This is a genomic window from Ketogulonicigenium vulgare WSH-001 (assembly GCF_000223375.1).
GTDB classification, from domain to species: domain Bacteria; phylum Pseudomonadota; class Alphaproteobacteria; order Rhodobacterales; family Rhodobacteraceae; genus Ketogulonicigenium; species Ketogulonicigenium vulgare.
In genome coordinates this window covers 65,195-91,228 of sequence record NC_017386.1, presented here as the reverse complement: position 1 = coordinate 91,228, position 26,034 = coordinate 65,195, and the positions used below count along the sequence as shown (strand labels likewise).

General features: G+C 61.5%; 18 protein-coding genes. 9 read left to right on the top strand and 9 right to left on the bottom strand.

Annotated elements, in window-relative coordinates; all coding sequences use genetic code 11:
- Positions 1–20 precede the first annotated feature (20 nt).
- Positions 21–878, bottom strand: a complete 858-nt coding sequence (locus KVU_RS14205) for a PRC-barrel domain-containing protein (RefSeq protein WP_162467624.1) — start codon at positions 876–878, stop codon at positions 21–23.
- A 429-nt stretch (positions 879–1,307) separates the two neighbouring features.
- Here KVU_RS14205 and KVU_RS14200 point away from each other — a divergent pair, with 429 nt between their 5' ends.
- Positions 1,308–1,496, top strand: coding sequence for a DUF3008 family protein (locus KVU_RS14200; protein ID WP_013368443.1), 189 nt, complete (start codon positions 1,308–1,310; stop codon positions 1,494–1,496).
- A 169-nt stretch (positions 1,497–1,665) separates the two neighbouring features.
- Positions 1,666–1,836, top strand: coding sequence for a hypothetical protein (locus KVU_RS14195; protein WP_162467623.1), 171 nt, complete (start codon positions 1,666–1,668; stop codon positions 1,834–1,836).
- A 136-nt stretch (positions 1,837–1,972) separates the two neighbouring features.
- Here KVU_RS14195 and KVU_RS14190 read toward each other — a convergent pair whose 3' ends face one another.
- The gene (locus KVU_RS14190; protein ID WP_013368441.1) at positions 1,973–2,893 is read right to left on the bottom strand and encodes a LysR family transcriptional regulator; all 921 of its coding nucleotides are present in this window, start codon (positions 2,891–2,893) and stop codon (positions 1,973–1,975) included.
- A gap of 346 nt (positions 2,894–3,239) precedes the next feature.
- Between KVU_RS14190 and KVU_RS14185 the strand changes: the two genes are divergently transcribed.
- The 7 genes from KVU_RS14185 (at position 3,240) to KVU_RS14155 (ending at position 11,401) form a co-directional block, all read left to right on the top strand.
- On the top strand, positions 3,240–4,163 hold the full coding sequence (locus KVU_RS14185) for an ABC transporter permease (RefSeq protein WP_014538241.1): 924 nt from the start codon (positions 3,240–3,242) through the stop codon (positions 4,161–4,163).
- The gene (locus KVU_RS14180; protein ID WP_014538240.1) at positions 4,160–4,996 is read left to right on the top strand and encodes an ABC transporter permease; all 837 of its coding nucleotides are present in this window, start codon (positions 4,160–4,162) and stop codon (positions 4,994–4,996) included. Before KVU_RS14185 ends, KVU_RS14180 begins: the two co-directional genes overlap by 4 nt.
- 27 nt (positions 4,997–5,023) lie before the next feature.
- The gene (locus KVU_RS14175; protein WP_013368437.1) at positions 5,024–6,601 is read left to right on the top strand and encodes an ABC transporter substrate-binding protein; all 1,578 of its coding nucleotides are present in this window, start codon (positions 5,024–5,026) and stop codon (positions 6,599–6,601) included.
- A gap of 53 nt (positions 6,602–6,654) precedes the next feature.
- Positions 6,655–8,286, top strand: coding sequence for an ABC transporter ATP-binding protein (locus KVU_RS14170; RefSeq protein ID WP_044008232.1), 1,632 nt, complete (start codon positions 6,655–6,657; stop codon positions 8,284–8,286).
- 3 nt (positions 8,287–8,289) lie between these two features.
- On the top strand, positions 8,290–8,973 hold the full coding sequence (locus KVU_RS14165) for an RraA family protein (protein WP_013368435.1): 684 nt from the start codon (positions 8,290–8,292) through the stop codon (positions 8,971–8,973).
- On the top strand, positions 8,960–10,519 hold the full coding sequence (locus KVU_RS14160) for a gamma-glutamyltransferase (protein WP_013368434.1): 1,560 nt from the start codon (positions 8,960–8,962) through the stop codon (positions 10,517–10,519). Before KVU_RS14165 ends, KVU_RS14160 begins: the two co-directional genes overlap by 14 nt.
- Positions 10,520–10,597: 78 nt before the next feature.
- Entirely contained in the window at positions 10,598–11,401 is an 804-nt protein-coding gene (locus KVU_RS14155) for an N-formylglutamate amidohydrolase (RefSeq protein WP_254656201.1), read from the top strand.
- 73 nt (positions 11,402–11,474) lie between these two features.
- Here the strand turns inward: KVU_RS14155 and KVU_RS14150 are convergent, their stop codons facing one another.
- The 7 genes from KVU_RS14150 to KVU_RS14120 form a co-directional block, all read right to left on the bottom strand.
- Positions 11,475–12,449, bottom strand: a complete 975-nt coding sequence (locus KVU_RS14150; RefSeq protein WP_013368432.1) for an ABC transporter ATP-binding protein — start codon at positions 12,447–12,449, stop codon at positions 11,475–11,477.
- Positions 12,446–13,441 carry an ABC transporter ATP-binding protein gene (locus tag KVU_RS14145; protein ID WP_013368431.1) on the bottom strand — a complete coding sequence of 332 codons (996 nt, stop codon included), beginning with the start codon at positions 13,439–13,441 and terminating at the stop codon, positions 12,446–12,448. The genes KVU_RS14150 and KVU_RS14145 overlap by 4 nt, the downstream gene beginning before the upstream one ends.
- A 1-nt stretch (position 13,442) precedes the next feature.
- On the bottom strand, positions 13,443–14,360 hold the full coding sequence (locus tag KVU_RS14140) for an ABC transporter permease (RefSeq protein ID WP_236953166.1): 918 nt from the start codon (positions 14,358–14,360) through the stop codon (positions 13,443–13,445).
- Positions 14,332–15,246: an ABC transporter permease gene (locus KVU_RS14135; protein ID WP_013368429.1), complete on the bottom strand. Its 915-nt coding sequence runs from the start codon at positions 15,244–15,246 to the stop codon at positions 14,332–14,334. Before KVU_RS14135 ends, KVU_RS14140 begins: the two co-directional genes overlap by 29 nt.
- Before the next feature lie 55 nt (positions 15,247–15,301).
- Positions 15,302–16,897 (bottom strand): ABC transporter substrate-binding protein, encoded by a 1,596-nt coding sequence (locus tag KVU_RS14130; protein WP_236953165.1) that lies wholly within the window; start codon positions 16,895–16,897, stop codon positions 15,302–15,304.
- 459 nt (positions 16,898–17,356) lie between these two features.
- Positions 17,357–17,662, bottom strand: coding sequence for an FAD-dependent oxidoreductase (locus KVU_RS14125; protein ID WP_162467622.1), 306 nt, complete (start codon positions 17,660–17,662; stop codon positions 17,357–17,359).
- On the bottom strand, positions 17,625–25,994 hold the full coding sequence (locus KVU_RS14120; protein ID WP_014538238.1) for a GH36-type glycosyl hydrolase domain-containing protein: 8,370 nt from the start codon (positions 25,992–25,994) through the stop codon (positions 17,625–17,627). Before KVU_RS14120 ends, KVU_RS14125 begins: the two co-directional genes overlap by 38 nt.
- Between the last annotated feature and the right edge of the window lie 40 nt (positions 25,995–26,034).

The window sequence follows — 26,034 nt, the reverse complement described above, 5'->3', positions numbered from 1 at the left end:
CCTTCTATCGCTAAACCAGTTTACTGTGCGTGCTCGGGCAGTGCTTCCAACTGCTCGCGGGTCATGGACGTTGCAACATGCATCGCTGTGCCGTCGGGGTTGCGGACGACGCTGAGGGCATCAATCGGCAAGAGGACAGGCTTTGCGCCCATGCCCAGAAATCCGCCAACATCAATAATCGCACCAGTCACCATGTCGCCTTCGAGGCGCAGATCACTGACGCTGCCGATCGCGTTGCCTGCGCCATCAACCACTGTCGCGCCGGTAAGCTCTTCTGCGGTGGGCGTGGCAAGGCCGGTGTCGGCCATTGGCGCGGCGATCTGCGGCGCGGCGCTATCGGCGACACCCATCGGGGCGGCAGCGTCCATCGCGGCGCCATTGTCCCAGGCGTAACCGATGGCAAGGTTCTCGTCGTCCCATTCGGGCAGCGCCTCGAGCTGCTCACGCGAAAGATTCGCCACGACGAAGAAATCGCCAAGGTTCTCGCCGTCAGCATTCTCGCGCACAAAGTAGAGGTCTTGGAAATCAACCAGCACCGTGCGCACGCCAATACCAAGGAAGCCGCCGACATCCAGCAAGACGCCCTGTACTTCGCCGTCTTGGCTCAGGACGATATCGTTGATCGCGCCGATATTCTCCCACTGGTCGCGGCCCGCGATAAAGGTATCGCTACTGGTCCATGCCGCATTGCGTTCGTTCCAAGCAGGGTTGGCCGGGGTCGCGGCGCGCAGCTCGACAATCGCGTCAGGGCTCAGCGTGTGCAAATCCATGCCGTTGAAATCCGTTGCACGGAATCCTGGCACGTTCATTGCTTCATCGACATTCTGCTGGGCATTTGCCGCGCCCATGGTCACGAGAACGATTGCGGAGGTGAGCATGAGGGATTTCATTTCAAATTTTCCTATCATGATAATGTTGCCTCAGGTGAGGCCTGCTTAAACAACGCACGCTATCCGTCTATCGTTCCATTAATTAAGCAAATATTTATAAAATAATCATTTATAAACATGTACTTAAACGGTGAATGCGCCATGCAAATCATGCATCGCGTGAGGGCCGCCCTGTCCCTGCCTCGCCATGACGCAGGTATCAAATTCAGCAATTCAATCGGTAGAAAATGCGTTTGTTCCCTCGCTGGGGCGTAAATTTCGCGTCTCGCCCTGTTGCGGGCACTTTACATGGCCTGCCGATAGCACGAGCCGGCATTCGGGGCGGAGGTCAGCGGTGATAATCCTGGGCAGAAACGCTGCACAATGGAACTAAATCCAACGAAAAGCATTGCGTCCAAAATGCGAGGAGAGACCAACATGCCTGCAAAATCAAAAGCCCAACAAAAAGCAGCCGGGGCCGCACTGTCGGCCAAGCGCGGCGAGACAGCCGTCAAAGATTTGGTCGGTGCATCCAAAGAGATGTATGACACGATGACCGAGGCAGAGCTGGATGAGCTGGCGTCGACACCGCATGACGGGCTGCCCGATAAAGTCGAAGACGATTGATGCGACCGGTCATTTGCAAACGTTAAGCCCGGATATTCATTGACCAATCGCGAGATCACGCATGTATCACTCATTTGTGAGGGTACCGCACGCGGAACACCCATACGCCTTGATCGTTTCTAAAGCGCTGGCAGAGGAGGCCAGCTATCCAAATTGAGGAGTTATGGATATGGCAAATCAAAACCAAGACAAGCCACGCGATCCGCAAAATCAGCAGAAGCAACAGGACGGCAATCGTCCGGGCCAAGCTGGCGGCTCACAAAATCACGAAAACCAGCGCGATAAAAACCCGCGCTCGGAGAGTGAAAAGCGTGACCAAGAAAATCGGCAACACCGCTGATCTTTGATTTCGTGGTCAATCCAATCGTTGGCCGTGCGCGGTCGGACATCTGATCGCGCACGGCGCATCTGTAAATAGATGCGACCGGCCATATGATCGGCATCCGCTGTAAAGTCAGGCATCAAAGGCGCGCAGTTCATTCAACACCTGTCTGTCCACTTTGCGCAGTGGCAATTTTACGAATGAATGCAGCCAGATCGCGTGTTTTTACATCCGACGAGATATTGCGCGAGACGAGCATGATATCTGCGGTCGCTCCGGGCAGGTTAATCGGACGAAATACCACACCTGGCTGCGCCGTCATCGCAACCGATCGCGGCAGTATCGCAATGCCGTCGCCCGCCCCGACCAGACAAAGGGCGGAACTGGTATCGGTGAATTCCGACCCGGTCACCGGATGTGCGCCTGCGCGCTTGATGGCACGATGTATTTCACGCTCATAGCCGGTACCCAGCTTGGCTGCAAAATTCATCAGTTCGACATTGTCCAGATCCGTCGCCTCAAGCGTTTCCAGATGGGCCAAAGGATGATCACTTGGGATCGCGGCACAAAAAGTTTCGCGAAATATAATCTCTCCATGCAAATAATTGGGCAGTGATGTCGGGCGGGTAAGCGCCAAGTCCAACCGGTCATCCAATAGCATCTCGATCTGAATGCCGGTTGTTTGGGTGACGGGTATAACACTGGTCGCCGGATGTAATTGTTTCAGCATCCGGATTGCACCCGGAAGGATCGTTGCCAGCACCATATTGATGCAGCCCACCCTGATCTTTCCCACCTCGTCACTGGATTGCACGCGCGTAAAGCGGATAGCCTCGTCCACATCCTCAAGGATACGTTGCGCATAGGGCAAAAAACGATGACCCGCAGCGCTGAGTTGCACATGGCGTGTGGTGCGATGAAAAAGCGGGACCCCGATACGTTCTTCGAGCTGCCGTATTTGTTGGCTTAACGGCGCCTGCGCCATATTCAAACGCTCGGCGGCGCGGCCGAAGTGCAGTTCCTCGGCAAGCACAGAGAAATATCGGAAATGTCTGAGTTCTATCTGTGTGCTCATACCTGATACATATCAAACCCATACATTCTGTATTTTAATACTGCCGGCCTCGCTGACACTTGTCCAGATCGGGCCGCGAATGGACCAGTGCAGCGCATGAAAATCTGCGCAAAACCCGCTGATCTGAGAAGCCTGTGCCAATAATCATAGCCAGAACCAAACAAATTGCCCGTTTTTGAAGCCGCCCCTGTCATCGCGGCAGTTTCCGTTTGCCGTCACCTGACGCTTATTCATATTCACTGCATATGAAAATAATTTGAACTGCGGGCTATGACACCGTGAATGACTTGGCTAACCATAATGGCAAGCTGGTCGCAGACACCGGCAAGACAACACGGAGATTTGGGTGACAGCACAGTTTTGGCTGGTCAAGTTGGGACGTATGTCCCTTACGATATTTGTCGTTTTGACTTTTACTTTCATAGCTTTAAGGTCAGCATATGATCCGGCCCAGGCTATGCTTGGCCCCGATGCAACCCAGCGCGAAATCGCGCTCTTTCGAGAAAAGTGGTTGTTGGATCGATCGCTGTTCGAGCAATATCTAGTGTATATCAAAAACGCATTGACCGGTAATTTCGGCATGTCGTTCAGGGATGGGCGACCTGTGGTTGATCTGATCGCCGAACGTATTCCCAAGACCCTTGCGCTTGGAGGGCTGTCCTATTTGATCGCCATCTTGATAGGCGTCCCGCTGGGCATTCTTGCTGCGCTTTATCGGGGTTCGGCGCTTGATCGCCTTGTCATGATTTTTTCGGTCGTCTGGTTCGCCTTGCCGAATTTCTTTCTCGGCATTTTGATGATCCTGCTGTTCTCGCTGACATTGCAATGGCTGCCCAGCTCGGGTTCGACGACCTTTCTGCACTTCATCATGCCCGCTGCGGCCCTTGGCCTCAGCCTCGCCGCGATCCTTGCGCGCTTTACCCGTTCCGCCATGCTGGATGTGCAGTCCAAACTTTATGTGCGTGCCGCGCAGGCCAAAGGTGTCTCGAAATGGCGGCGCACGCTGTTCCATGCCTTGCCCAATGCGGCCATTCCGCTGGTGACCATCATGGGATTGATGCTGGGCAATCTGGTCGCGGGCACCGTCGTCGTTGAAACCGTATTCGCATGGCCCGGGGTCGGTCGCCTGCTGATCACTGCCGTGTCCTCAAAGGATATGGCTGTTGTTCAGGCGCTCGTTGTCCTGATCGCTGTCTCGATGGTTACGGTTAACCTGCTTGTAGACCTGTCCTACGGGCTTCTGGATCCACGCGTCAGGAGCCGCACATGACCCGATCGAGAATGGTTCTTGCCATCGCCGCGTTAATCCTGGGCTGCATTGTTTTCATGATGTTTTTCGGCAGTTTTATCTGGCAAGTCGACCCGGCAAAGCAGAATCTTTTGTCGCGTCTTGTCGGGCCGTTTTGGACCGAAAAAGGCAGCTGGGCGCACCCGCTGGGCACCGACAGATTGGGCCGCGACATGCTGGCACGGTTGATCGTTGCGACGCAGATATCGGTGCTGGTTGCGCTGCTGGGGACGGTGATCGGCGCCGTGTTTGGATCGCTTATCGGCGTGCTATCGGGTCACTTCGAAGGCAAAATTGACAGCGTGCTGATGACGATTGTCGATATCCAGCTCTCGCTGCCCTTCATCTTGATTGCCCTGACTTGCGTCGCCTTCTTCGGCAACTCGTTTACCTTGTTCATCATACTGATGGGGCTTTATGGCTGGGAGACCTATGCCCGCCTTGCCCGCGGCCTTGTCCTGTCCGCAAAGCGACAAGCCTATTCACAGGCCGTCATCGCATTGGGCGCATCACCGGCCAGGCTCTATCTGCGCCATATTCTGCCCAATATTGCCAGCGCACTCATCGTCCAACTCACCCTGACCGTTCCCGCCATCATCTTGCTGGAAAGTGCGCTCAGCTTTCTGGGGATGGGCATTCAGCCCCCCAATACCAGCTTGGGTCAAATTCTAGGCGAAGGCCGCGATTATCTTGCAACCGCATGGTGGATCGCTGTTTGGCCGGGGCTGATCATTTTCCTGGTCACCTTGTCGATCAGCGTGCTTGGCGATGCGCTGCGCGACCGTCTCGACCCTGCTTTGCGTGCCCGAACCTGACTGCACCCTTTGTCAAAGGATCAACCCATGATTACACGTCGCATTTTCAATTCTCTTTTGCTGGGCGCAAGCACCTTGGCCTATACCGGCGTATTGGCCCGCCCCGCTGCTGCACAAAACACTCAGCTGCTGAAGGTGGCCGTCGACTCGCTGTGGCAAACCATGTCGCCGGTCACCGGCTTTGCCACCAGCTCTGCACGTATCTACTGCAATTTCTATGAACGTTTCACCGTGGTTGACTATCTGGCTGATCCCAATGGCTCGGTCGTCGTCAACCAGCTTGCGGAAAGCTTTGAACGCGACGGGGCGGTTTGGACGGTGAAAATGCGCGAGGGCGTGCTTTTCCATAATGGCGAAGAGATGACGGCCGAGGATGCCGCCTTTACGCTGTCGGACGAACGTTATCGCGCGGATGACGCCTATGAGCCGCGCGGCGCGACCTTTACCGAAGGCTTTATCCGTGTCGAGGCGATCGACCGATACACGCTAGAGATCGAAACCCAGAGCCCTGATATTCACGTGCCGGCAAAGCTTTCCAGCGTCGGCGGGATTATCGTGCCAAAGGCCTATTATCTGGAAAAAGGCGTCGATGCCTTTGGGCAGGAACCGATCGGCACCGGCCCTTATCGTGTGACGACTTTCCGCTCGGGCGAGATCATGGTGCTTGAGGCCTTTGACCAATATTGGGGGGATGCCGCGCCGGTCAGCCGTCTTGAATGGCATGTCGTGCCTGAATTTGCCGCCCGTATGGCGGGGGTCGTATCGGGTGAATACCACGTCATGGTCGGCATCCCGACCGATCAAGAGGCGCAATTGGCCAGCTATGACGGCGTCAATGTCATTAGCGTTCCCTTTAGCAGCTATGCAGCGGTCGCGTTCAACACGCTGCCCGATCCGGTCGACAATCCACTTGTGGATGCGCGCCTGCGCTATGCGATGGTGCAGGCTGTCGATATGGACTTGATCGTCCAAGCGCTATTTGGCGATACGACATTCCACCCCGCAGTTCCGTTCAACTTCCCCGAATACGGCGAATTCTATGAGCCGGACCTGCAGTCGAACCTGCCCTATGACCCCGACGCGGCGCGCGCCTTGGTCGCGCAAACCGATTACGATGGTCAACCGCTGATCTGGCATATCACGCGCAGCTTCTATCCCAATTACGAGACGGCGGCCGAAATCATGGTGGCCCAATGGGCCGAGGTCGGCATCAACGTGGAAATGCGTGTGCTGGACAATTTCTCGATGGTCTATCAGCGGCCGTTCCATCTGATGAATTTCGGCAATGCCACATCCTTCATCCCCGGCGATCCCTATCAGCCGCTGTGGATGGACTGGAACCCCGAGGCGAACCGCTCGCGCGCGGATTGGAAAACATGGGCGCCCTCCGCAGATTACATCGCTGCCGGTGCCCGCTTTAACAGCGCGTTGACATTCGAGGAACGGTTCACCGCATTCAAGGATCTCTCCGCCGCTTGGCAAGAGGTCACCCCGGCCTTGTTCATGTGGCGTCAGGTGGGCAGCTTTGCCGTGCGTGACGGGGTTACCTGGCACCCAGCAGGTTCCGAGATGCGCATGTTCGGTGGCTATCTGTCCTTAGCTTAATGCATCAGCGGCCACGTAAAGTGGCCGCCCCCGCGCCGATCAGAGAGAATTCGATGTCATCGCCCCTGCTTCGTTATGAAAACTTGACCATCCCACTGCCGGGCAACGCCGATCGCGCATATGCGGTTCAGGATCTGTCGCTGACATTAGCGCCGCATGAAATTCTGTGTATCGTCGGCGAAAGCGGATCAGGAAAATCGCTGACTGCGCTGTCCACGATGGGCTTGTTAGAGGCACAATTCGACAAGCCGCAAGGCGGCATCTATTTTGGCCCAGACAACCTGCTGGATCTGAACGAACGGCAACGCGCGCAAAAGATCGGCGGCAAAATCTCGATGATTTTCCAAGAGCCGATGGCCTCTCTGAACCCGTTTTACACGGTCGGGCAGCAGGTCAGCGAAACGTTCCGCATCCATACCGACCTGTCCAAGGCCCAGATCAGGCAAAAGGTTCTGGCCCTTTTTGACGAGGTACTGCTGCCAGACCCCGAACGGATCTATCGCAGCTATCCGCATCAGCTATCGGGCGGTCAGTGCCAACGCGTGATGATCGCATCGGCACTTGCGCTTAACCCCCAAGTCCTGATTGCCGATGAGCCGACGACGGCGCTGGATGTGACGACGCAGGCGCAGATCCTGAAACTGATGCTGCGTCTGCGCGAAAGCCACGGCACCGGTATTTTGTTCATTACCCATGACTTTGGCGTGGTGGCTGAAATTGCAGACCGCGTTGCGGTCATGCGGCACGGGCAGGTGGTCGAGATTGGCGCGGTGGCGCAGGTGCTGAACGACCCACAGCATGAATATACCAAAAGCCTTGTCGCTGCGGTGCCGCGCCTGCTTCCCCGTAACGCCCGGCAAAACCTGGGGCCTGCGGTCCTGCGGGCCGAAAACGTCAAGAAAACCTTTTCGCTGCGCAGTCTCTCGCAGGGGCGAAAGGATATTAAGGCGGTCGATGACGTTACACTGACCCTGCGCCGGGGCGAAACTTTGGGACTGGTGGGCGAAAGCGGCTCGGGAAAATCGACGCTGGCGCAATGCATAATCCGCATGGTTCAGCCCGATAGCGGCGTGATCGAAATCGACGGCATTCGCTTTGATCAGCTTGGCAAACGTGCTTTGCGCGATGCAAGGCGCCATGTGCAGATCATTTTCCAAGATCCCTATACCGCGCTTGATCCGCGACAAAAGGTTGGTGATGCCATTGCCGAGGGGCAAGTGATCCACGGCGCCAGCATGGCGCAAGCCGCCAAACGGACCGCCGAATTGCTCAAAGCGGTCGGGCTGGATGCGAGCGCCGCAGATCGGTTTCCCCATCAGTTTTCGGGCGGTCAACGCCAACGCATCTGCATCGCCCGCGCACTTGCGCTCGAGCCATCGCTGCTGATCGCGGATGAAAGTGTCTCGGCACTGGATGTGTCAGTGCAGGCGCAAATCCTTGCGCTTTTGGCTGATATCCAAAGCAAGCTGCAGTTTGGGCTGTTGTTCGTCACGCATGATCTGCGCGTTGCCAGCCAGCTTTGCGACCGGATCGCCGTGATGCAACGGGGTCAGTTGGTCGAGATCGGCGAGCCCGCGCAGTTGTTCCAAAATCCATCGGCCGCATACACGCGGCAATTGCTGTCCGCCGTTCCCGGTGCGGGCTGGGTGCCCCGGGCAGCAGATCAATCCCGATACACGGAGTAGAAAATGATCCCCAAATACAAGATCAACCCAATGCCCCCCCAGATCGATGCGGAAAAGCTTGCGCGCTATAGCGGGGTCGAGGTGGCGATGGTCGGGCATTTCCGGGATCGCGGCTTTGTACATCGCGCGATCCAGCCCATCTTGCGTAAACCGGGCACCGTCGTCGGCACGGCGGTGACAGTGGCCATTCCCTCGGACGACTCGACGATGCTGCATTACGCAATCAAACAGCTGCGGCCGGGTGATTTTCTGATGATTGACCGCCTGGGCGATGACCGCCATGCACCCATCGGTGGCGGCACGGGGCAGATGCTGAAACTGCGCGGCGCCGCAGGTGTGGTTATTGATGGCCCCTGCACCGACCCTGACGAGATCCTCGAACTGGATCTGCCCTGCTGGTCGCGCGGCTTTTCGCATATCACGACGCGCGTTTACAACCGCGGCGGCGCGATGAATGTTCCCGTATCGGTCGGCAATACGCCTGTCATGCCCGGCGATGTTGTGATCGCAGACGCAACGGGTGTCATTGTGCTGCCGCCGGACGAAGCAGATGCCGTCTGTGACCACGCGCTGATGCGCCAGGCGCGCTATAACGACTTCATTGCCAAAGTCCGCGCAGGCGAAGTTATGCCGCCCTCGGCCGCGCAGAATTTTGTCGAAGACGAGCTGAAAAATGCACAGATCTGACATCGAATCCGCCCGTCACGAACGGTGGCTGCGCCACAAGCCCGCCGGAAAAAGTGCGAATGGCGTCGTTACAGCCCAGCATTATATCGCCGCCGAGGCCGGCGCCCGCGTGCTGGAGGAAGGCGGGAACGCGGTTGACGCCGCAGTGACAACCGCGCTGACCATGCAAACGGTCGAGCCCTGGATGTCAGGCCTTGCCGCTTGCGGCTATATGCAGATCCTGCATCCGGACGGCAGCGCCGAAACGATCGAATTCACGGGGCGTCTGCCGGCAAAGTTGGACATGCAGGTCTATGCGCCCGACGACAGCGGCGCGACCTATTTCAACGGCAATGCGCTATCTAAAAACGGCGCAAACGTGCGCGGCATGACATCGGCCGTGATCCCCGGCGCGGTGCGTGGTTTTGCGCTGGCATTGCAGCGTTATGGCACGATCGGCTTTGATCGCGCGATCCGCCCCGCCCGTGATCAAGCGGCCAAAGGGATGACCGTCGATTGGCACACTTCGCTTGCGATCGGCCTGGGTCACGGCGAGATGCGTGCAGATCCTGTGATGCAGGCCGTCTATCAACCCGGCGGCAAGATCCCGGGGCCGGGCGCGGTGCTGCACAACCCCCAGTTGGCAGCTACACTTGCCCGCTTGCACGACAATGGCCCCGAGGATCTTTACACCGGACAGACCGCAGCCGCGCTGGTCGCAGATCTGAATGCCGGCGGCAGTTCGATCACCGCCGGGGATCTGGCCGCATATGCGCCGAAAATCTACCCCTCCCTGCCCTTTACCTTTGCCGGGCATACGATCTTTACCCCTGGGCCCACCAGCGGTGGCGCCCGTTTGCGTCTTGCGCTTTTGAGGTTCGAGCAGCTTTTCGGCGCATCAGGCGCGGTCGGCCCCAAATTCTATGCCGATTTCGCGACCGCATTGCGCCATGCCTATTGCGAAAAGATCGCGCCCCTTACCGTGAACGAGCATGATAAAAACGGCTCGACCACACAGATCAATGCGGTTGATCGCGAGGGCCGGTTTGTCGCGATCACCTTCACGCTGCTGAACCGATTTGGCGCCTATGCCATGTCGCCCAGCACGGGGATCTTGCTCAATAACGGTATGGCCTGGTTCGATCCGCGTCCGGGGAAAATCAGCTCAATGGCACCCAACGCATATGCACATAATAACATGTGCCCCGTTGCCATTGCGGCGCATGGCAAATCAGTCGCAGTGCTTGGTGCCTCGGGCGGCAATATGATTGTTCCCGCACTGGCCCAGATCACCGCCATGCATCTTGTTGCGGGCTATAGCGTCGATCAAGCCGTCAGCCATCCGCGTATTGATGCCGGCCCAACACCGACCATGACGGTGAATGTCGATATGACAGATGACGAAATAGCTGCGGTCGCGGCCATCGGCCCAATCCGTGCCGCGCAAAACGAGGTTATGCCCCGGCCCTTTGCCTCGCCGGCCATGACCGGCCGCGATGGCGATGTCTTTATCGGTATGCCAGACACCTCCTACCCTCCTGCTGCCGCAGCACCAGCCCAAAGGTAAAGCATGATCCCTGCATCGTTACTTTCCAGCATCCCTGGCGTACTTGACGTCCAGGGCCCCATCACTTCGCCGCGCTGCGTGGTCTATGACAGCCCGCATAGCGGCCTTGATCTGCCACGCGACTTTCATCCTGCGGTTGACCAAGAGATGGTTTTAAAGGCCTCGGACAGTTATGTGGATGAGCTATTCGCCCATGCGCCGCATACGGGGGCCCCATTGCTGCGCGCGTTATTTCCCCGCAGTTTTCTTGACGTGAACCGCGCCGAGAATGACGTCGACCTTGCAATGATCGAGGGCCATTGGCCTTATCCGGTCGCAGGTTCTTCGGCGGCCCAGCGAGGCATGGGCCTCGCATGGCGTTTTGCCTGGGGCGATACGCTGATGCATGACCGCCTTCTCACCGTTGCCGAGATGCAAAATCGCATCGATCAGTACTGGACGCCCTATCACAATCGCCTCAAAGCCTTGCTGGACCAGACCTATCAAGCGTTTGGCCGTGTCTATCATATCAATTGCCATTCAATGCCGGCCTTTGGCCACGCATTGTCGCCCGATCCCGCAGGAACACGGCGACCCGATTTTGTCATCGGTGACTTTGACGGGCAAAGTGCAGAGCGATCGTTTGTCGACATGATCAAAACCAGCCTGTCAGACATGGGCTATGATGTGGTTCTGAACAAACCCTTCCGCGGCGCAGAGCTGATCCGGCGCTACTGCGACCCCGCACGTGGCCGTCACTCTGTACAGATTGAGGTCAATCGCGCCCTTTATATGGATGAGGCAACGCGCGCGAAATCTGCAGGCTTTGCGCGCATTCAAAGCGACTTGGCAAAGCTCAGCGAAAACGTCGAAGGCTATGCCGCATCCGCTTTGAAAGGTTAGGGTCTCCTTCACATTACACAAAAGCGGCGCAGGGATATCCCGGCGCCGCCTTTTGTATCGCCCCGCCTCGGTCTCAGGTCGGGTAGTGGTGACAGGCCACGGGGCCCAGCCTGCCCGGATCGAGCAGAATCGGGGCCTGCGTCGCGCAGATTTCTCCCAGCTTCATCTGACAGCGCGGATGAAAGGCACAGCCTGTGGGGGGATTCAGCGGCGAGGGCAGCTCTCCGCTCAAGATGATTTCGTCATGCGGATCATCGGGATGACCCGGCAGCGCCGCCGAGAACAGCGCACGCGTATAGGGGTGGCGCGGGGCGCTGAAAATCGCATCCGCCGCTCCGGTCTCCACCACCCGGCCCAGATACATCACTGCCACCTCATCCGCGAGATATCGGGTGGTGGCCAGATCATGCGCGACCAGCAGATAGCTGACGCCATATTCCTGCTGGATATCCTTGAACAGGTTCATGATCTGCGACCGGATCGAGACATCCAGCGCCGAGACCGGCTCGTCCAGCACGATTAGCTTCGGCTCGGCGATCAGGGCCGAGGCGATAGCGATCCGCTGCCGCTGCCCACCCGAGAACTCATGCGGAAAGTTGCGCGCCTGATCAGGACGCAAGCCCACATCGCCCAATACTTTGTCGACCCGCATGTCGACTTCCTTGCGCGTCAGCTTGCGGCTGGCCATCAAGGGTTCCGCGACCAGATCGCGCACACGCATCCGGGGATTGAGCGAGGACCACGGGTCCTGGAACACGGCCTGCACCTTCGAGCGGAAGAGGCGCAGCGCCGCCCCCTTCAGCGCATGGATATCCTGCCCGTCGACCAACACGCGACCGCGGGTCGGCTGGTCCAGCCGCAGGATCATCCGCGTGGCCGTTGTCTTGCCACAGCCGGATTCTCCGACCAGCGCCAGAGTCTTGCCGGCGGGGATGGCAAAATCCATGCCGTCCACGGCCTTGACCATCCTGGGGGCGCCACCGAGCAGGCCAGTGCCCAGCGTGAAATGGCGGGCCAGATCCCGCACTTCCAGAACGGGATGGGTCATGGCACCAGCCTCCAGCAACTTGCAGAATGTCTTTCGCGCCCAGACCCGCCCAGTTCGGTCAGCGGCGGCGGCGTGGTCCGGCAGGTATCGGTGGCAAAGCCGCAGCGCGGCGCAAAACGGCAGCCCGGCGGTTTCGCCCATAGCGCCGGTGGCTGACCGTCGATCGCCGGCAATCGCCCCGACTGGTTGTGCAGCTTAGGCACCGAGTCCAGCAAAGCCCGCGTATAGGGATGCGATGGACGGTCAAATATCCTGCGCACCGGTCCGCTTTCAACGATCTGCCCGGCATACATCACCGCCAGACTGTGGCAGACACGGGCGACAATGCCGAAATCATGGGTGATGAATAGGATCCCCATGCCGGTCTCTTGCTGCAACTGGCGCAGCAGCCGCAAATATTGCGCCTGCACCGTCACATCCAGCGCGGTTGTCGGCTCGTCCGCGATGATGACTTGCGGCTGACAGGAAATGGCGATGGCACCGACCGCGCGTTGGCGCATCCCCCCGCTCATCTGATGCGGATAGGCCTTTACCCTCATCTCTGGCGCCGCGACCTGCACCTTGCGCAGGGCGTCCACCGCCATCGCCATATAGCCCCCCTGCCCCGGCTTGCCATGCAGGCGCAGCGCCTCGGCGATCTGGTCGCCGATGGTGAACGCGGGGTTCAACGAGGTTTGCGGGTCCTGCAGGATCATCGCGATGTCGCGGCCACGCACCCGGCGCATCTCGCGATCAGACAGCGTGGTCAGCTCTCGCCCCGCAAGGGTGATGCTGCCGGCAGCGACCTGTCCGGTACGCGGTGGCAACAGCCGCATCAGAGACATGCCGGTCATGGATTTGCCACTGCCGGATTCGCCGACGATACCCAGTGTCTCGCCCCGGTGCAGGTCAAAACTGACACCGTCGACGGCAAGAAAATCGCCGCGCTTGGTGGAAATCAGGGTTTGAAGGTCGCGCACGGACAGGATCGGCGCAGTGTCGGTCTGGGTCATCTCATAGGTCCCTATGCCGCGGGTCCAGCCGGTCGCGCAGCCAGTCCCCGAAAAGGTTTACGGACAGCACGGTCAGCAGGATCGCCATGCCGGGAAAGAACGACATCCACCAGGCGCTGGTCAAAAGCTGCCGGCCATCGGCCACCATCAGCCCCCAGGTCGGGGTCGGACGGGGAATGCCAATGCCCAAAAAGCTGAGCGAAGCCTCTAGCGTGATGACAACGCCGACCTGCAAGGTCGCCAGAACCACGATGGTATTGGTGACATTGGCAAGGATATGGCGGCGCAGAATGGTCAGATGGGGCGTGCCCGCCACGACGGCACGGGCGACGAAATCCCTTTCGCGCAGGCTCAGCACCTCGGCCCGCACCTGTCTGGCGAAATACGCCCAGAGTACAAAGGCCACGACGATGATGACCGAGGAAAAGCTAGGTCCCGACAGTGCCGACAGCGCCAGCGCCAGCAGCATTGCCGGCAGCGCGAAAGAGATATCGACCAGACGCATGATGACCGTGTCGAACCAGCCGCGCGTATATCCCGCGATGATACCCAGCGTGCTGCCGATGAAGACGCCGACAAAAATACCGACGGCCGAGATCGACAGCGCATACCAGGCGCCATGCATGGTGCGCGCCAGGATATCACGACCCAGCCGGTCGGTGCCAAAGGGATGCGCCCAGTCCCCGCCAAAGAACACCGGCGGCTTTAGCCGCGCGCGCAGGTCGGTCTGTTCAGGGCCATAGGGCGCGATCCAGGTCGAGAACAGCGCCGGAATGATCAGCACGGCCAAGAGGATCAGGATCGGCAGCACCGGCCAGCCGCCGGGCCGCAAGAACGAGCGGCGGCGCCGGCGCGGCCTCTCGCTCACACGGATGGACGACACGGCGCTGTCAGCGGATCCGGGGGTCAACATAAGCATATAGGAGGTCCACCAAAAGGTTTGCCAATATGAAGATGACCGCAAAGACGATCACCACGGATTGCACGACCGGAAAATCGCGGGCCTTGATCGCCTCGATGGCGATCCAGCCAAGGCCGGGCCAAGAGAACACCGTCTCGATCACCACCGAGCCGGTTAGGACCGAACCGGCCAGCACGCCGAAATAGGTCAGGGGCACGATCGCGGCGTTGCGCAGCGCGTGCTTCCAGGTGATCTTGACCTCTGACACGCCCTTGGCCCTGGCCAGCTTGATGTATTCGGCGTCCATCACCTCGAGCATCGCCGAGCGGGTCAGCCGGGTCAGCGCCGAGATTTGAAACCAGGCGATGGACACGGCCGGCAGCACCAGATGCCAGAGGCTGCCGGCGCCAGACGTCGGGAACCAACCCAGCCAGACGGACAGCACCCAGATCAGGATGATCCCCAGCCAAAAGCTCGGCATCGACTGTCCGACCAGCGCGATGGCCTGCGCGGTCGAGTCCACCCAGCTGCCGCGCCGCGCCGCCGCGACCACACCCAGCGGGATGGCGATGACAATGCTGATCAACATTGCGGTGCCGCCCAGTTGTAGCGTCGCCGGCATACGGGTCAGAACCACCTGCATCGCGGATTCGCCGGGCCATTTCATCGACTGCCCGAAATCCCCCTGCAGGGCATTGGTCAAAAAGCGCCAGTATTGCACCGGCAGAGGCTGATCGAGGCCAAGTCGCGCGATCAGGAAATCGATCTGTTCTTGGCTGGCATCATCGGGCAGCAGCGCCCCGACAGGATTACCGGACAGATGAGTCAGTCCGAACACGATCAGCGTGATCACCCATAGGGCTACCAATGCCTCGAGCGAGCGGACGAGCAGGAATTTTGGCATGGAGTTTCTCCGGGGGGCTGGGTCCGGGGCACATCCCGGACCTTGCATGCAATCCTCAGTCGGCAGCGGTCTCGATCAGATGAAAGTGGCTGTAGCCGCTGGACGAGGCCCCCGGGAACGACCACCCCAGAACCCGTTCGGGATTCACAACCACCTCGGCCGAGACGGTGGCGATCGGCAGGTGCGTGTAGTTGTCGAAGATGTAGGTGAACATCTCGGACACAATTTCCGCACGTTCTGCAGGCACATGGTTGGCGATCAGGCGATCGCCCATGGCATTCAGCTCGGCGCTGCCGACGCTATAGGCCGGGCTGAGTTGCGAGGTGTAAGAGGCCAGAACCCCGATCGCATTGGGTCGCACCGGCGCATTGCGCATCGGGTGGACGAAATCCGCAGTAAAGCCCAGTCGCGCATTTTGCAGCGTTGGCCAGTCCATCTCGCGGATCTCGGCCTGCAATCCGACTTCGGCGAACAGCGCCTGCGCCAGCTCCGCCATCAGGCCGAACTCGGGGCTCCCCCCCAGCGCGGTGGCGATGATCGGGATGACGGGATTGGCGAAGGCCTCGGGATAGCCGGCCTCGGCCAGCAGGGCACGGGCGCGATCGGGATCATAGCCATAGTTAGCCTCGAACTTATCCGCAAGATCCGCAGCATAGCCGTCAAAGCGCGGGTCCATCGAAAAGGCGACCAGCGGCTCGGCGCGGCCGTCATACAGAATCTCGATCAATGCCTCGCGGTCCAGCGCGCGGTTCATCGCCTCGCGCACGCGGATATCCTGCCAAGGCAAGTTCAAATCGCTGGCCGGACCGGCGGGGTCAAGAAACAGCCCGGACAGCACCAGCGCGCTTTGCATCGAGGCCTGCGCCGAGGCGATGATCTCATTTCCTGCGGCCACCGCCTCGGGTTGCAATTCGCGCGGCAGGCTGACGATATCGGCCTCACCGGCCAGGACCATGGCCAGACGGGTCGCGGGCTCGCCGACAAAGCGCAGCTCCAGCGTGTCATAGCTGACGTCAACCCCGCCCCAGTAATCCTCGACCGCGTCCAGACGCAGTGTATTGGCAAGGTCGCGGCTGACGAAGGTGAAGGGACCGCTGCCGGCGGGATTGGCGGCATAGCCCTCCAGCCCCTCGGCATCGAACTGGGCCTTGGAATAGATCACCAGCACCGCGCGGCCCGCATGCATGAACAGGAAATCGGGGTCGGGGTTGGCAAGGTCAAAGCGCACCTGCCGCTCGCCCAATGCGGTCACACGCGCGTCGCGCAGGGCCTGAATGCCGCTCAGGCGCGAGGATTCCCCGATATGCAGTCCGACGGAATGCACCACATCCGCCGCGGTAACCGGCCCCCAGTCGCCGCTGAATGCGGCATTTTCCTTCAGGGTAAAGGTCCAGCTGGTAAAGTCTTCGTTATGCTCCCAGCTCTCGGCAAGGCCGGAATTGTCATAGACGCCGGTGACCGGGTCATTGCCGACCAAAGATTGCATATTCGGCGTGATCAGCCCGCCGATGGTTTCCCAATAGAGGTTTGACTCGGCCGATCCGGGATCGACAGCCATGACGATGTGCTGCGCCATGGCAGGCAAGCCGACAAGCGAGGCGAAAGATGCGGACAACAGATAGCGCCGGAAAGCGCAGCGGTTTGATTTCATGATGTACTTCCCCGAGGTTCTTTGTTTTTGCACATCGGAGCTGGCCGTCGGCACCTGCATCGCGCCTTCGGCCACCCGCGTGATCCGTTTAGCCTGGCAGAACATTCGGGCGGCTGAGTAAGACTAATCCGAGATGTAGCGATAACGCATACGCATAGCTCTTGGGCTAGACTGCCCTGATTGGCGACTTCGACGGCCATTGCAGTGCGGCACAGGCCGGCCGAAGGTCGGTATCCGCTCGCCTCACATCAGGAATCTTTTGTGATGCCTGGCATCGTGGCGCCAGAATAATGCCTGCAGAGCGCTTTCAGGGCCACTCGACTGGGTGGACAAGGCAGAGGGTCCAGTACGACCAGCTCCACTGGCCTCGCCCAACCACGGCGCACCACTCTGTGGCGCAAGCCGCACCGTTCAGTCACGCATCTGCATGCCGATCTTGGCGCCCTCGGGTTCACCGGTTCATATGGCAGCGCCGCTGAACTGCCGGTCGTCCAGCCCGTCAATATAGGTGCTGATCACCGGCGGAATTTCTATGCTGTTGGTATGTGCGCGCATCGATGTGCTGAAGGTTTCCGGGGAATAGGGCATGCCGACCCCGATCTGCGCGCGCTTTTCGAAAAGAGCGGTCTCATCGGGCGCATGCCCCTCACTCAGGTGGCGACGCGCATGGTTGACCCGTGCCGACGGCCGCACCACGCCCCGCCGCGCCCCATACCGGCCGGCGGTTTCACGGCTCGCCACCCCCGAGATGGAGTTGAATGACATGCTGCGCCCCGTCCAGCGGGACCAGGGTATTGTCGCCGTCCGGTGTGCGGGCGTCGTAAGGCGTGGGGCCACCCTGCGTCACGCGGATATCGATGACCGTGCCGGCAACCTGTACCCGTGCTGAAAAGGCTGGCCAGCCCGAAGGCAGACAAGGGTCTATCCGCACGTGATTGCCCTGACGTCGGATACCTAGAATACCCTCGACCGCAGCACGATACATCCAGGCCGCAGAACCCGTGTACCAGGTCCAGCCTCCGCGCCCCTCATGCGGGCTGACCGAATAGACATCCGCGGCCACGACATAGGGCTCGACCTTGTATCGCTCGGTCGCAGCCGGGGTCAGCGCATGGTTGATCGGGTTCAGCATGGCAAAGAGCCGCCAGGCGCCGTCTCCGTCGCGCAGTCGGGTATGGGCGAGGATCGCCCACATCGCCGCATGGCTGTACTGGCCGCCGTTTTCACGCAGACCGGGCGGGTAGCCCGCGATATAGCCAGGATCATGGGCGAAATCGGGTGCCGCATTGTCGAGTGGCGGCGTGAACAACAGCGCTATCCCGGGACCCTGGCGGATCAGGTGCCGCTCGACCGCGGCCATCGCCTGAACGGCGCGCGCGGGATCGGCCTCGCCGGACAGTGCCGCCCAGCTTTGCGCGATAGAGTCGATCCGGCAGGCCATTGCGGCGGCCGAACCCAGCCAAGTGCCGTCATCAAAGGTGGCGCGGCGATACCACTCCCCATCCCATGCCTCCCGCTCGAGCGCCGCGCGCAGCGCGCCATGGTGGGTGCGCCAACGTGCGGCACTGGCCGGATCGCGGGACTCGGCCAGCGGAATGAACCGTGACAGCGTGTCGAGGAGCAGCCAGCCAAGCCAGACACTTTCGCCCTGTCCGCCTTCGCCCACCCGGTTCATGCCGTCATTCCAGTCGCCTGTTCCCATCAGCGGCAGGCCCAGCGTTCCGGTCAGCGCAATGGCCCGGTCAAGACCAAGCGCACAGTGCTGATAGAGGCTCGCCCATGTCCCCGACACGTCTGGCATGAAGAAAGCATCGTGCTGACCGGGGGCAAGCCGCGGCCCTTCAACGAAGGGGATTTCCTCGTCCAGCACAGCCCTATCACCAGTCACCGCAACATAATCGGCCACGGCATAGGCCAGCCAGACGCTGTCATCCGAGATCCGCGTACGGACACCCTGCCCGGAATGGGGCAGCCACCAGTGCTGCACGTCACCCTCGGGGAACTGCCGCCCGGCGGCGCGCAGCAGATGTGCGCGCACACGCGCGGGCTGCGACAGTGTCAGCGCCATCCCATCTTGCAACTGATCGCGAAAGCCATAGGCGCCGCTTGCCTGATAGAACCCCGACCGCGCCTGCACGCGGCAGGCCAGCGTCTGATAGGGCAACCAGCCATTGACCATAATATCGATCGCGCGGTCTGGCGTCTTAATCCGGACGGTGCCAAGAACGCTGTCCCAATGCGCGGTGACCTCTGCCAAGGCCGCGTCGAGGTCGCTCGCGCGAAGCTGGCGGATCAGGGCGCGGGCGGTCTGTGACGACGAGGTCTGGCCCAGAAAATGATCGATGGTCAAATCGGCACCCGGCGGCAGCTCTACCGTCCGGGCCAGCACCATGCAGGGATCCAGACCGGCCCCGGTAGTGCCCAGCAAGGGCAGCCCCCCCAACAGCGCCTGCGGTGCCCCAAGATCCCCCCCACGGCCTAGAAATTCCGTCCTGTCGGCGGTGAACCCTGTCTGTGTGCCGCCAAGATCCGCGAACATCACGCGGTCGGGAAATGCGCCCCCCCAGGGGTTGCGCGCAAAAAGCGCGCCGGTATCGTCATCACATTGGGTGGTCAGAAACGGCGCAGAAGCTGCGCGCGAGGTGCCCATTACAGGCTCGGCAAAGGTCATCACCGTCAGCCGGCGCACCCGTGCTGAACGGTTGCGCAGCGTCAGGCGAGAGATTTTCACCGGCCCGGTCAGCGGCACGAATTGCAGCAGCTCGAACGCAATCCCCCCCGCCTGGTACCCGAACCGGCTGTAGCCAAAGCCATGGCGTGCAACATGCGGCCCCGCGCGGCGCAACGGCCGGGCCGTAGGCGAAAACACCTCGCCGCTCGCCTCGTCGCGGATGTAAAAGGCCTCGCCGGTCGGGTCGCAGACCGGGTCGTTCGACCAAGGCGTCAGCCTGTTCTCGCGGCTGTTTTCGGCCCAAGTGCTGGTGCTGCCGGTGGCCGAGACGTGAAAGCCAAATCCGTCATTGGCGATGATATTGACCCAAGGGGCAGGTGTCGAAATACCGTCCTGAAGGATCGTGACATATTCGCGCCCGTCTTTGGCAAAGCCACCCATACCATTGAAAAACTCCAGATCCTCCACCGCCGCAGGTGCGGCGGGCGAGCGCGTCGTGACAGGCGCGGGGCGCGGCGCCGGTGTCGGATGCGTATGGACCTCATCGGACAGGACGGCCGCGACCTGTTCGGCCAGCGTGCCGCGCCGTGCCACCAGCACGACCCGCGCCACCGAGATCAGCAATGCGCGCGCCGCAGGCAGCATCAGATCGGCGCGCAGGGCATAGGCCTGTCCGCGCCCCGCGCCCTCATCGGGACTGCGGCTGGCCCGCAGCGCCGCTTCGATCGCGGATTGCAGACTTTGCACATAAGAGGCCGGATGCTCGTTCAGGATCACAAGATCGACCGCAAGCCGCTTGCCGCGCCAATATTCCTGGGCCCGCAGCATCTCGTGCACCTGCGCCATATCGGCGGGATCGTCGATGCGCAAAACCACAATGGGCAAATCGCCCGAGAACCCCATGGGCCACAACGCAGATTGCTTGCCCGCACCCTGGGCGATCAGGTCAGGCCGGGCGCGGAACCGCAGATCGCCATATAGGATCGGGCCGGTCAGGCGCTGAAACGCCGCCGCCTGCGCGGGCGTGATACCCAGATGGCGCAACTGCACCTGTGCCTGGGTCCAGGCCAGCGTCTTTGCCCGGTCAAAGGCACTGCGGTCATGGTGACGGTCGATCAGGTCGAGCAGCGCCGCGCGCGTGGGCGCCGCCACCGTCCAGAACGAGACCCGCACGGTGCCACCCGCCGGAATTCTGACACGCTGGCGCAGCGCAAAGACCGGATCAAGGACGGTGCCGATACCGCCCTCCAGCTTGCTGCCTGCCTTCAGGCCCTGCGCGCAGGTCAGGTCATTGTCGCGCCCGATAAAAGCGGCACGGTCTGTCTCATATTGCAGGGCCGCCGTGGGCTCGCCCTCGACTACCAGAAAATGTGCCGCCCAGACCGCCGGATCATCGGGCGCGCGCGGCCTGCGCGTCGCGATGATCGCGCCGAACTCTGGCAGGTATTCCGTCTGAACGAACATCTTGGCAAAGGCGGGATGGGCGTTATCCGCGGCCGGGGTGGTCAGGACCAGCTCCGCGCAGGACGTCAGCTCGATCTCGCGCGCGCGACGAGAGGTGGAGCTGACAGACACGCGGCGCACCTCGGCGTCATCCTCGGCCGAGACCAGCACATCCATCTGGCTCGACAGGGTGCCGTCGCTGCGCAAGATGACAGCGCGGTCCTCAAAGAAATGCACCTCGCGGTGATCGAACCGATTGGTCTCGGCCATTGCGTGGATCTGCCCGCTTTGCAGGTCGCGCAACCATATCTGCGGGCCATCTGCGTCACGGGTGGCATCGCCCTGCCAGCGTGTCAGCGCAATCTCGCCCCAGCGGCTATAGCCTCCGCCCGTCGCGGTCAGCATCACCGTATAGTTTCCATTCGACAGGATATGGCTGACGGGCGGCCCCTCTGGCATACCCAAAATCTGCATCATCCGGTGCAGTTCCAGCACGGTAGAGCCGGGCGTCACCTCCATCGCTTCAGAGCGCTGGATCGCAGCCGGAATGTTGCGCGGAATGCGTTCCTGCAGCAAAAGTTCGCTGGCCCGGATCATCGGCTCGGTATGGAAATGCGTCCGCATCCGGCCCGCGTGCAAGACATTGGCGATGGCGAGAATGGTCATGCCCTGATGATGCGCCATATAGCTGCGCACCACGGCGACTTTGTCCCCTTCGGGCAGGCGCGAGGGGGTGAAATCCAGCGCCTCGTAAAACCCATAGCGACCACGCCCCCCCGCCGCATCCAGCGCGGCATAGTTGCGATGAGCCTCATCCGGCATGAACATCGCCGCCAGCCCCGTGGCATAGGGCGCTACCACCAAATCACTCGCCAGACCGCGTTTCAGTCCCATCCACGGAATGCCAAAGGTGGAATACTGGTAATTCATATTGAGATCGCGGGCGTTGAAGCCGGATTCAGACACCCCCCAAGGGACGCCGCGCCTGCGGCCATAGGCGCATTGCCCGGCCACCACCTGGCGATTGGTCTGATCAAGCAGGCTGCCAGAGGGTTCCTCCATCACCAGCGCGGGCATCAAATATTCAAACATCGAGCCCGACCAGGACACCAGCACCGCGCCGCCGCGCGCGGGTGTGGCGGTGCGCGCCAGCCGGAACCAGTGACGCACCGGCGCATCGCCCTTCGCAATGGCAAAGAGGCTGGCCAGCCGGGCTTCGGAGGCCAGAAGATCATAGCAGCTTTCATCCAGCGCATTTTCGTCCCGCGACCAGCCAATCGACAGAAGTTTGCGGTCAGGATCGAACAGGAAGGCAAAATCCATCGCCAGCGCCATGGCCCGTGCCTGCGACCCGAGCGCCATCAGCCGGTCGTGCAGCGGATCTGTCTGCGCAGCGGCAGCGCATTGATCGCAAAACACGCCTAGCCAGGCGCGCAGATCATCGGTCGCGGGGCCAGGCGGCAGCGCGGCCTTGGCCCGAATGGCCAGACGTAGGGCGACAGGCCAGTTGGCCTGCGGTGGCCCCGGGGCAAGGATTGCCGCGGCGATACCATCCAAAAGGACCGATATCCCGGCCGCGTCCGAAGCCCCGCGCGCAACCTGCAGCGTGTCCATAAGGCCTGTCCGAAGGGTGGCGGGGTCCGGGTGATCGCCGCCTTCGGCCCAGGCTTCGCAGGCATTCGCCAGCGCGATCAGATGCCCCGCCAGATTGCCGCTGTCGACCGACGATACATAGGCCGGATTCAGGACTTGGCCATCGGCCGTGCTATACCAGTTGTAGAAATGCCCCTTGTGCTTTGTCAGCGACTGCATGGTGGCCAGTGTGGCCTCTATCCGTGCAGCGGCTGCCGCCGTTCCGATCCATCCAAAGTCGCGTGCGGCAACACAGGACAGCAGATAAAGGCCCATATTGGTGGGTGAGGTGCGCGCCGCCGTCAGCGGCACCGGGATCTCTTGGTGGTTGTCGGGCGGCAGATGGTTGTGCTCTGCCGTTACAAAGGTCTCGAAATAGTGCCAGGTCGCGCGGGCGATCAGGCGCAGATCGCGCGCGGCCTCGGGGGTCAGGGTGGCCTGCTCGGAAAGAGCCGGCGGGCGGCTGATCCACAATGCAATCAGCGGGGCACAGATCCACAGCGCTGCGAAAGGAAGCGCCAAGGGCGCCGCCCCGGGCGCAAGCGCCACGGCACCCGCCACCAGCACGAGGCCAAGGCCCATGCCCCCCGCCATAAAGCGCACCATGCTCCAAAGACCAGGCACCCCCCCGCGTGAGGCCTGCGCCGCCGTCGTCCATTCCAGCAAATGGCGGTGCGAAACGCCCATCCGCCAGAGGGTGCGCGTCACCGCATCCATCATCCGCCACGCCGTATCGGCAAGGAACGTCACACCCAGGCCCACCTGCAGGCCCGCAATGCCCAGATCCCCTGCCGACTGGCGCAACTGGCTTGACGGATCAAACCCCCAGCGGCGCGGAATGACACCGATGATGGCGGGCCAGATCACCGGCAGTGCAAGCGCGGCCAACAGCAGCACCGTCGCAATCAGCGCGACCGGGCCAGGCTGCATCCACCCCAGCGTCAGCGCTGCCATCATCGCAGGTGCCATCAGCGCGCGGCGCAGCGTATCGGCCATCTTGACCCGGCCCAGCAGCGGAACACCAGGCGCAAACAGCCAGCGCAACAGCTGCCAGTCGCCGCGCGTCCAGCGGTGCTGACGGCGGGCGGCGACATCGACACGGCCCGGAAAAACCTCGACCAGCTCTACATCGGATGCAAGGCCCGCGCGGGCGAAAATACCCTCCAGCAGATCATGGCTCAGAAGGGTATTGTCGGGCACCCGGCCCTGCATCGCCGCCTCGAACGCGTCGATGTCGTAGATGCCCTTGCCCGTGAACGACCCCTCGCCGAACATATCCTGCCACACATCCGATGCCGAGGCGGCATATGGGTCCATCCCCCCGGGCCCGGCCGTCGCTTTTTGGTAGATCGTCGCAGAGGTGCCCGGCTCTAGCGCCGGGGTGACGCGCGGTTGCAAGATGCCATAGCCGCTGATCACGCGCCCCTGCGCCGGATCGAACACCGGGCGGTTCAGCGGATGTGCAATCTTGCCGATCAGCCGCGCCGCCGTATCGCGGGGCATCCGCGTATCGGCATCGAGCGTAATAACATAGCGCACATCGGTTGGAGCAGACGGCACCAGACCTGCGGGATCGCGAAAACCCGTATCTGTTGCACCGCGCAAAAGCCGGTTCAGTTCGTGCAGCTTGCCGCGCTTACGCTCCCACCCCATCCAGACACCCTCGGCGGCGTTGAACTGCCGCGGGCGATGCAGGTGCAAAAAACGCGGCCCCGCAGGGCCGGGCGGATGCTTTTGGTTCAGGGCTGCGATACCCTCGCTCGCCTGTGTCAGCAGGGCTGCATCGCCGGGCATCACGCCCTCGGGGGCATCCAGATCGTCGGTCAGCAGCACGAAGGTCAGATCTCCCCCGGCCCCCGACAGGTGATGCACCTCAAGCGCCTCGATCTGTGCCCGCAGCTCCTCCGCCCCCGAGATCAGCACAGGCACTGCGACCACCGTGCGCAGCGCAGAGGGCACACCCGCCCGCAGATCCAGCCCCGGCAGCAGCGTCGCCCCAACCCCTGCACTGACCACGCGGTCCACCAACAACACCGCAATGCCGCTGGCCGGAATCACCATCGCCAGCAGCCACAGCCAGCCGGTTGCGCCCCCTGCGATCCACATCGCGCCAAACGACAGCAGTGCCAGCGTCACAATGGCGATGGCGCCAAGATACCCGCTGAGGCCGCTGGCAATCCCCCAGCGGCGACACCGCAACCGGGCGGGCGCCCGAAAGCCGATTTTCTGTTCAAACGCCTGCCGACCGGCAGCGATAAGCGACCAGCCAGGATCTGCCTTTACCGTCCCGGGCGGCTCTGCGGCCGCCTGCGCGCAGGCCAAAGCGACCACGGCCGTCTCGCTCAATGCGCTGCCGCGCGCCAGATCTTCGACCGCGCTGCGATAGAGATTGCGGCTTGGGAAATCCATCGCACCATAGCCTGGATGGGCCAGAAGACCCGCCTCGACCAGACTGACGCTTTCAAAAATATCCGCCCAGTCGGTGGCCGAAATACTGCGCATGGCGGTGACGATATTGCGCAGCGTGACGTTTGAGGCCCCCTGGCGCTCTTGCGCGTGGCGGACCACGGTATCGACCGTGGTGCCCTGAGCTGCCAGCCGCTCCTCGAGCCAGCCAAGCGCGGGGGTGGTGCGCGGATCAAGGTCGCGCAGTCGCTTGGCAAGCTGTGCGGCAAAGACCTCGGACAAGGGCCCCCGTGCCCGGTTTGCCGCTTCAGACAGAAGGGCGGCATGGGCCTGGCCCGGAACCGACAGGCGGTCGGCAAAATTGTCCGCTTCCAGCCGCTCGGCCCGGCCCCGCGTCATCTGATCCGCCAGACGGCGCAGGTTTTCGATCAGCACGATACGCAAAGTGATGGCAACAGCCCAGGTCTCACCGATCGTCAGCGGCTGGACGGTCTGATAGGCCACCAAAAAGCGGCGCAGGGTCTTTGGGTCAAAGTGGCTGTCTGTATGCGCGACAAAGGCCCAAGCGAGCCCGAAGACCCGCGGGTAGCCCGCAAAAGGGCCGGTGGCGAGCTTTGGCAGCAGGCGGTAATAGCCATCGGGAAGGTCGTTGCGGATCTCGCGGATCTGCGCCTCGACCAAGTGGAAATTATCGATCAGCCAGTTCGCGGCCGGCACGACGTCCCGCCCGGCGGCCAGCTCATTCTCGCTTGCCCGCCAAGCCGCGAGCAGAACCTTGGCGTTATCGTCAAGGCGCTGGCGCAGCGGCGGCACTTTGCGGGCGCGGGCGGCAACCGGCTGCGCCGCGGCCAGCGTGGCAGCGTGCTGTTCCAGCCGCTCGACACTGAACAGTTCAGCCCGAACGGGTTCGGTATCAGACCAGAGGCTGGCTCCGCGCGCGAGCACTCTGTCCGAACCATGGTCTGTCTCGGCTTTCGCCTCCCCC

Excerpts from the sequence above, each read along its gene's own strand:
- KVU_RS14205 (WP_162467624.1), bottom strand. The coding sequence starts at position 878 with ATGCTCACCTCCGCAATCGTTCTCGTGACCATGGGCGCGGCAAATGCC.
- KVU_RS14200 (WP_013368443.1), top strand. The coding sequence starts at position 1,308 with ATGCCTGCAAAATCAAAAGCCCAACAAAAAGCAGCCGGGGCCGCACTG.
- KVU_RS14195 (WP_162467623.1), top strand. The coding sequence starts at position 1,666 with ATGGCAAATCAAAACCAAGACAAGCCACGCGATCCGCAAAATCAGCAG.
- KVU_RS14190 (WP_013368441.1), bottom strand. The coding sequence starts at position 2,893 with ATGAGCACACAGATAGAACTCAGACATTTCCGATATTTCTCTGTGCTT.
- KVU_RS14180 (WP_014538240.1), top strand. The coding sequence starts at position 4,160 with ATGACCCGATCGAGAATGGTTCTTGCCATCGCCGCGTTAATCCTGGGC.
- KVU_RS14175 (WP_013368437.1), top strand. The coding sequence starts at position 5,024 with ATGATTACACGTCGCATTTTCAATTCTCTTTTGCTGGGCGCAAGCACC.
- KVU_RS14170 (WP_044008232.1), top strand. The coding sequence starts at position 6,655 with ATGTCATCGCCCCTGCTTCGTTATGAAAACTTGACCATCCCACTGCCG.
- KVU_RS14165 (WP_013368435.1), top strand. The coding sequence starts at position 8,290 with ATGATCCCCAAATACAAGATCAACCCAATGCCCCCCCAGATCGATGCG.
- KVU_RS14160 (WP_013368434.1), top strand. The coding sequence starts at position 8,960 with ATGCACAGATCTGACATCGAATCCGCCCGTCACGAACGGTGGCTGCGC.
- KVU_RS14150 (WP_013368432.1), bottom strand. The coding sequence starts at position 12,449 with ATGACCCATCCCGTTCTGGAAGTGCGGGATCTGGCCCGCCATTTCACG.
- KVU_RS14145 (WP_013368431.1), bottom strand. The coding sequence starts at position 13,441 with ATGACCCAGACCGACACTGCGCCGATCCTGTCCGTGCGCGACCTTCAA.
- KVU_RS14140 (WP_236953166.1), bottom strand. The coding sequence starts at position 14,360 with ATGCTTATGTTGACCCCCGGATCCGCTGACAGCGCCGTGTCGTCCATC.
- KVU_RS14135 (WP_013368429.1), bottom strand. The coding sequence starts at position 15,246 with ATGCCAAAATTCCTGCTCGTCCGCTCGCTCGAGGCATTGGTAGCCCTA.
- KVU_RS14130 (WP_236953165.1), bottom strand. The coding sequence starts at position 16,897 with ATGAAATCAAACCGCTGCGCTTTCCGGCGCTATCTGTTGTCCGCATCT.
- KVU_RS14125 (WP_162467622.1), bottom strand. The coding sequence starts at position 17,662 with ATGTCATTCAACTCCATCTCGGGGGTGGCGAGCCGTGAAACCGCCGGC.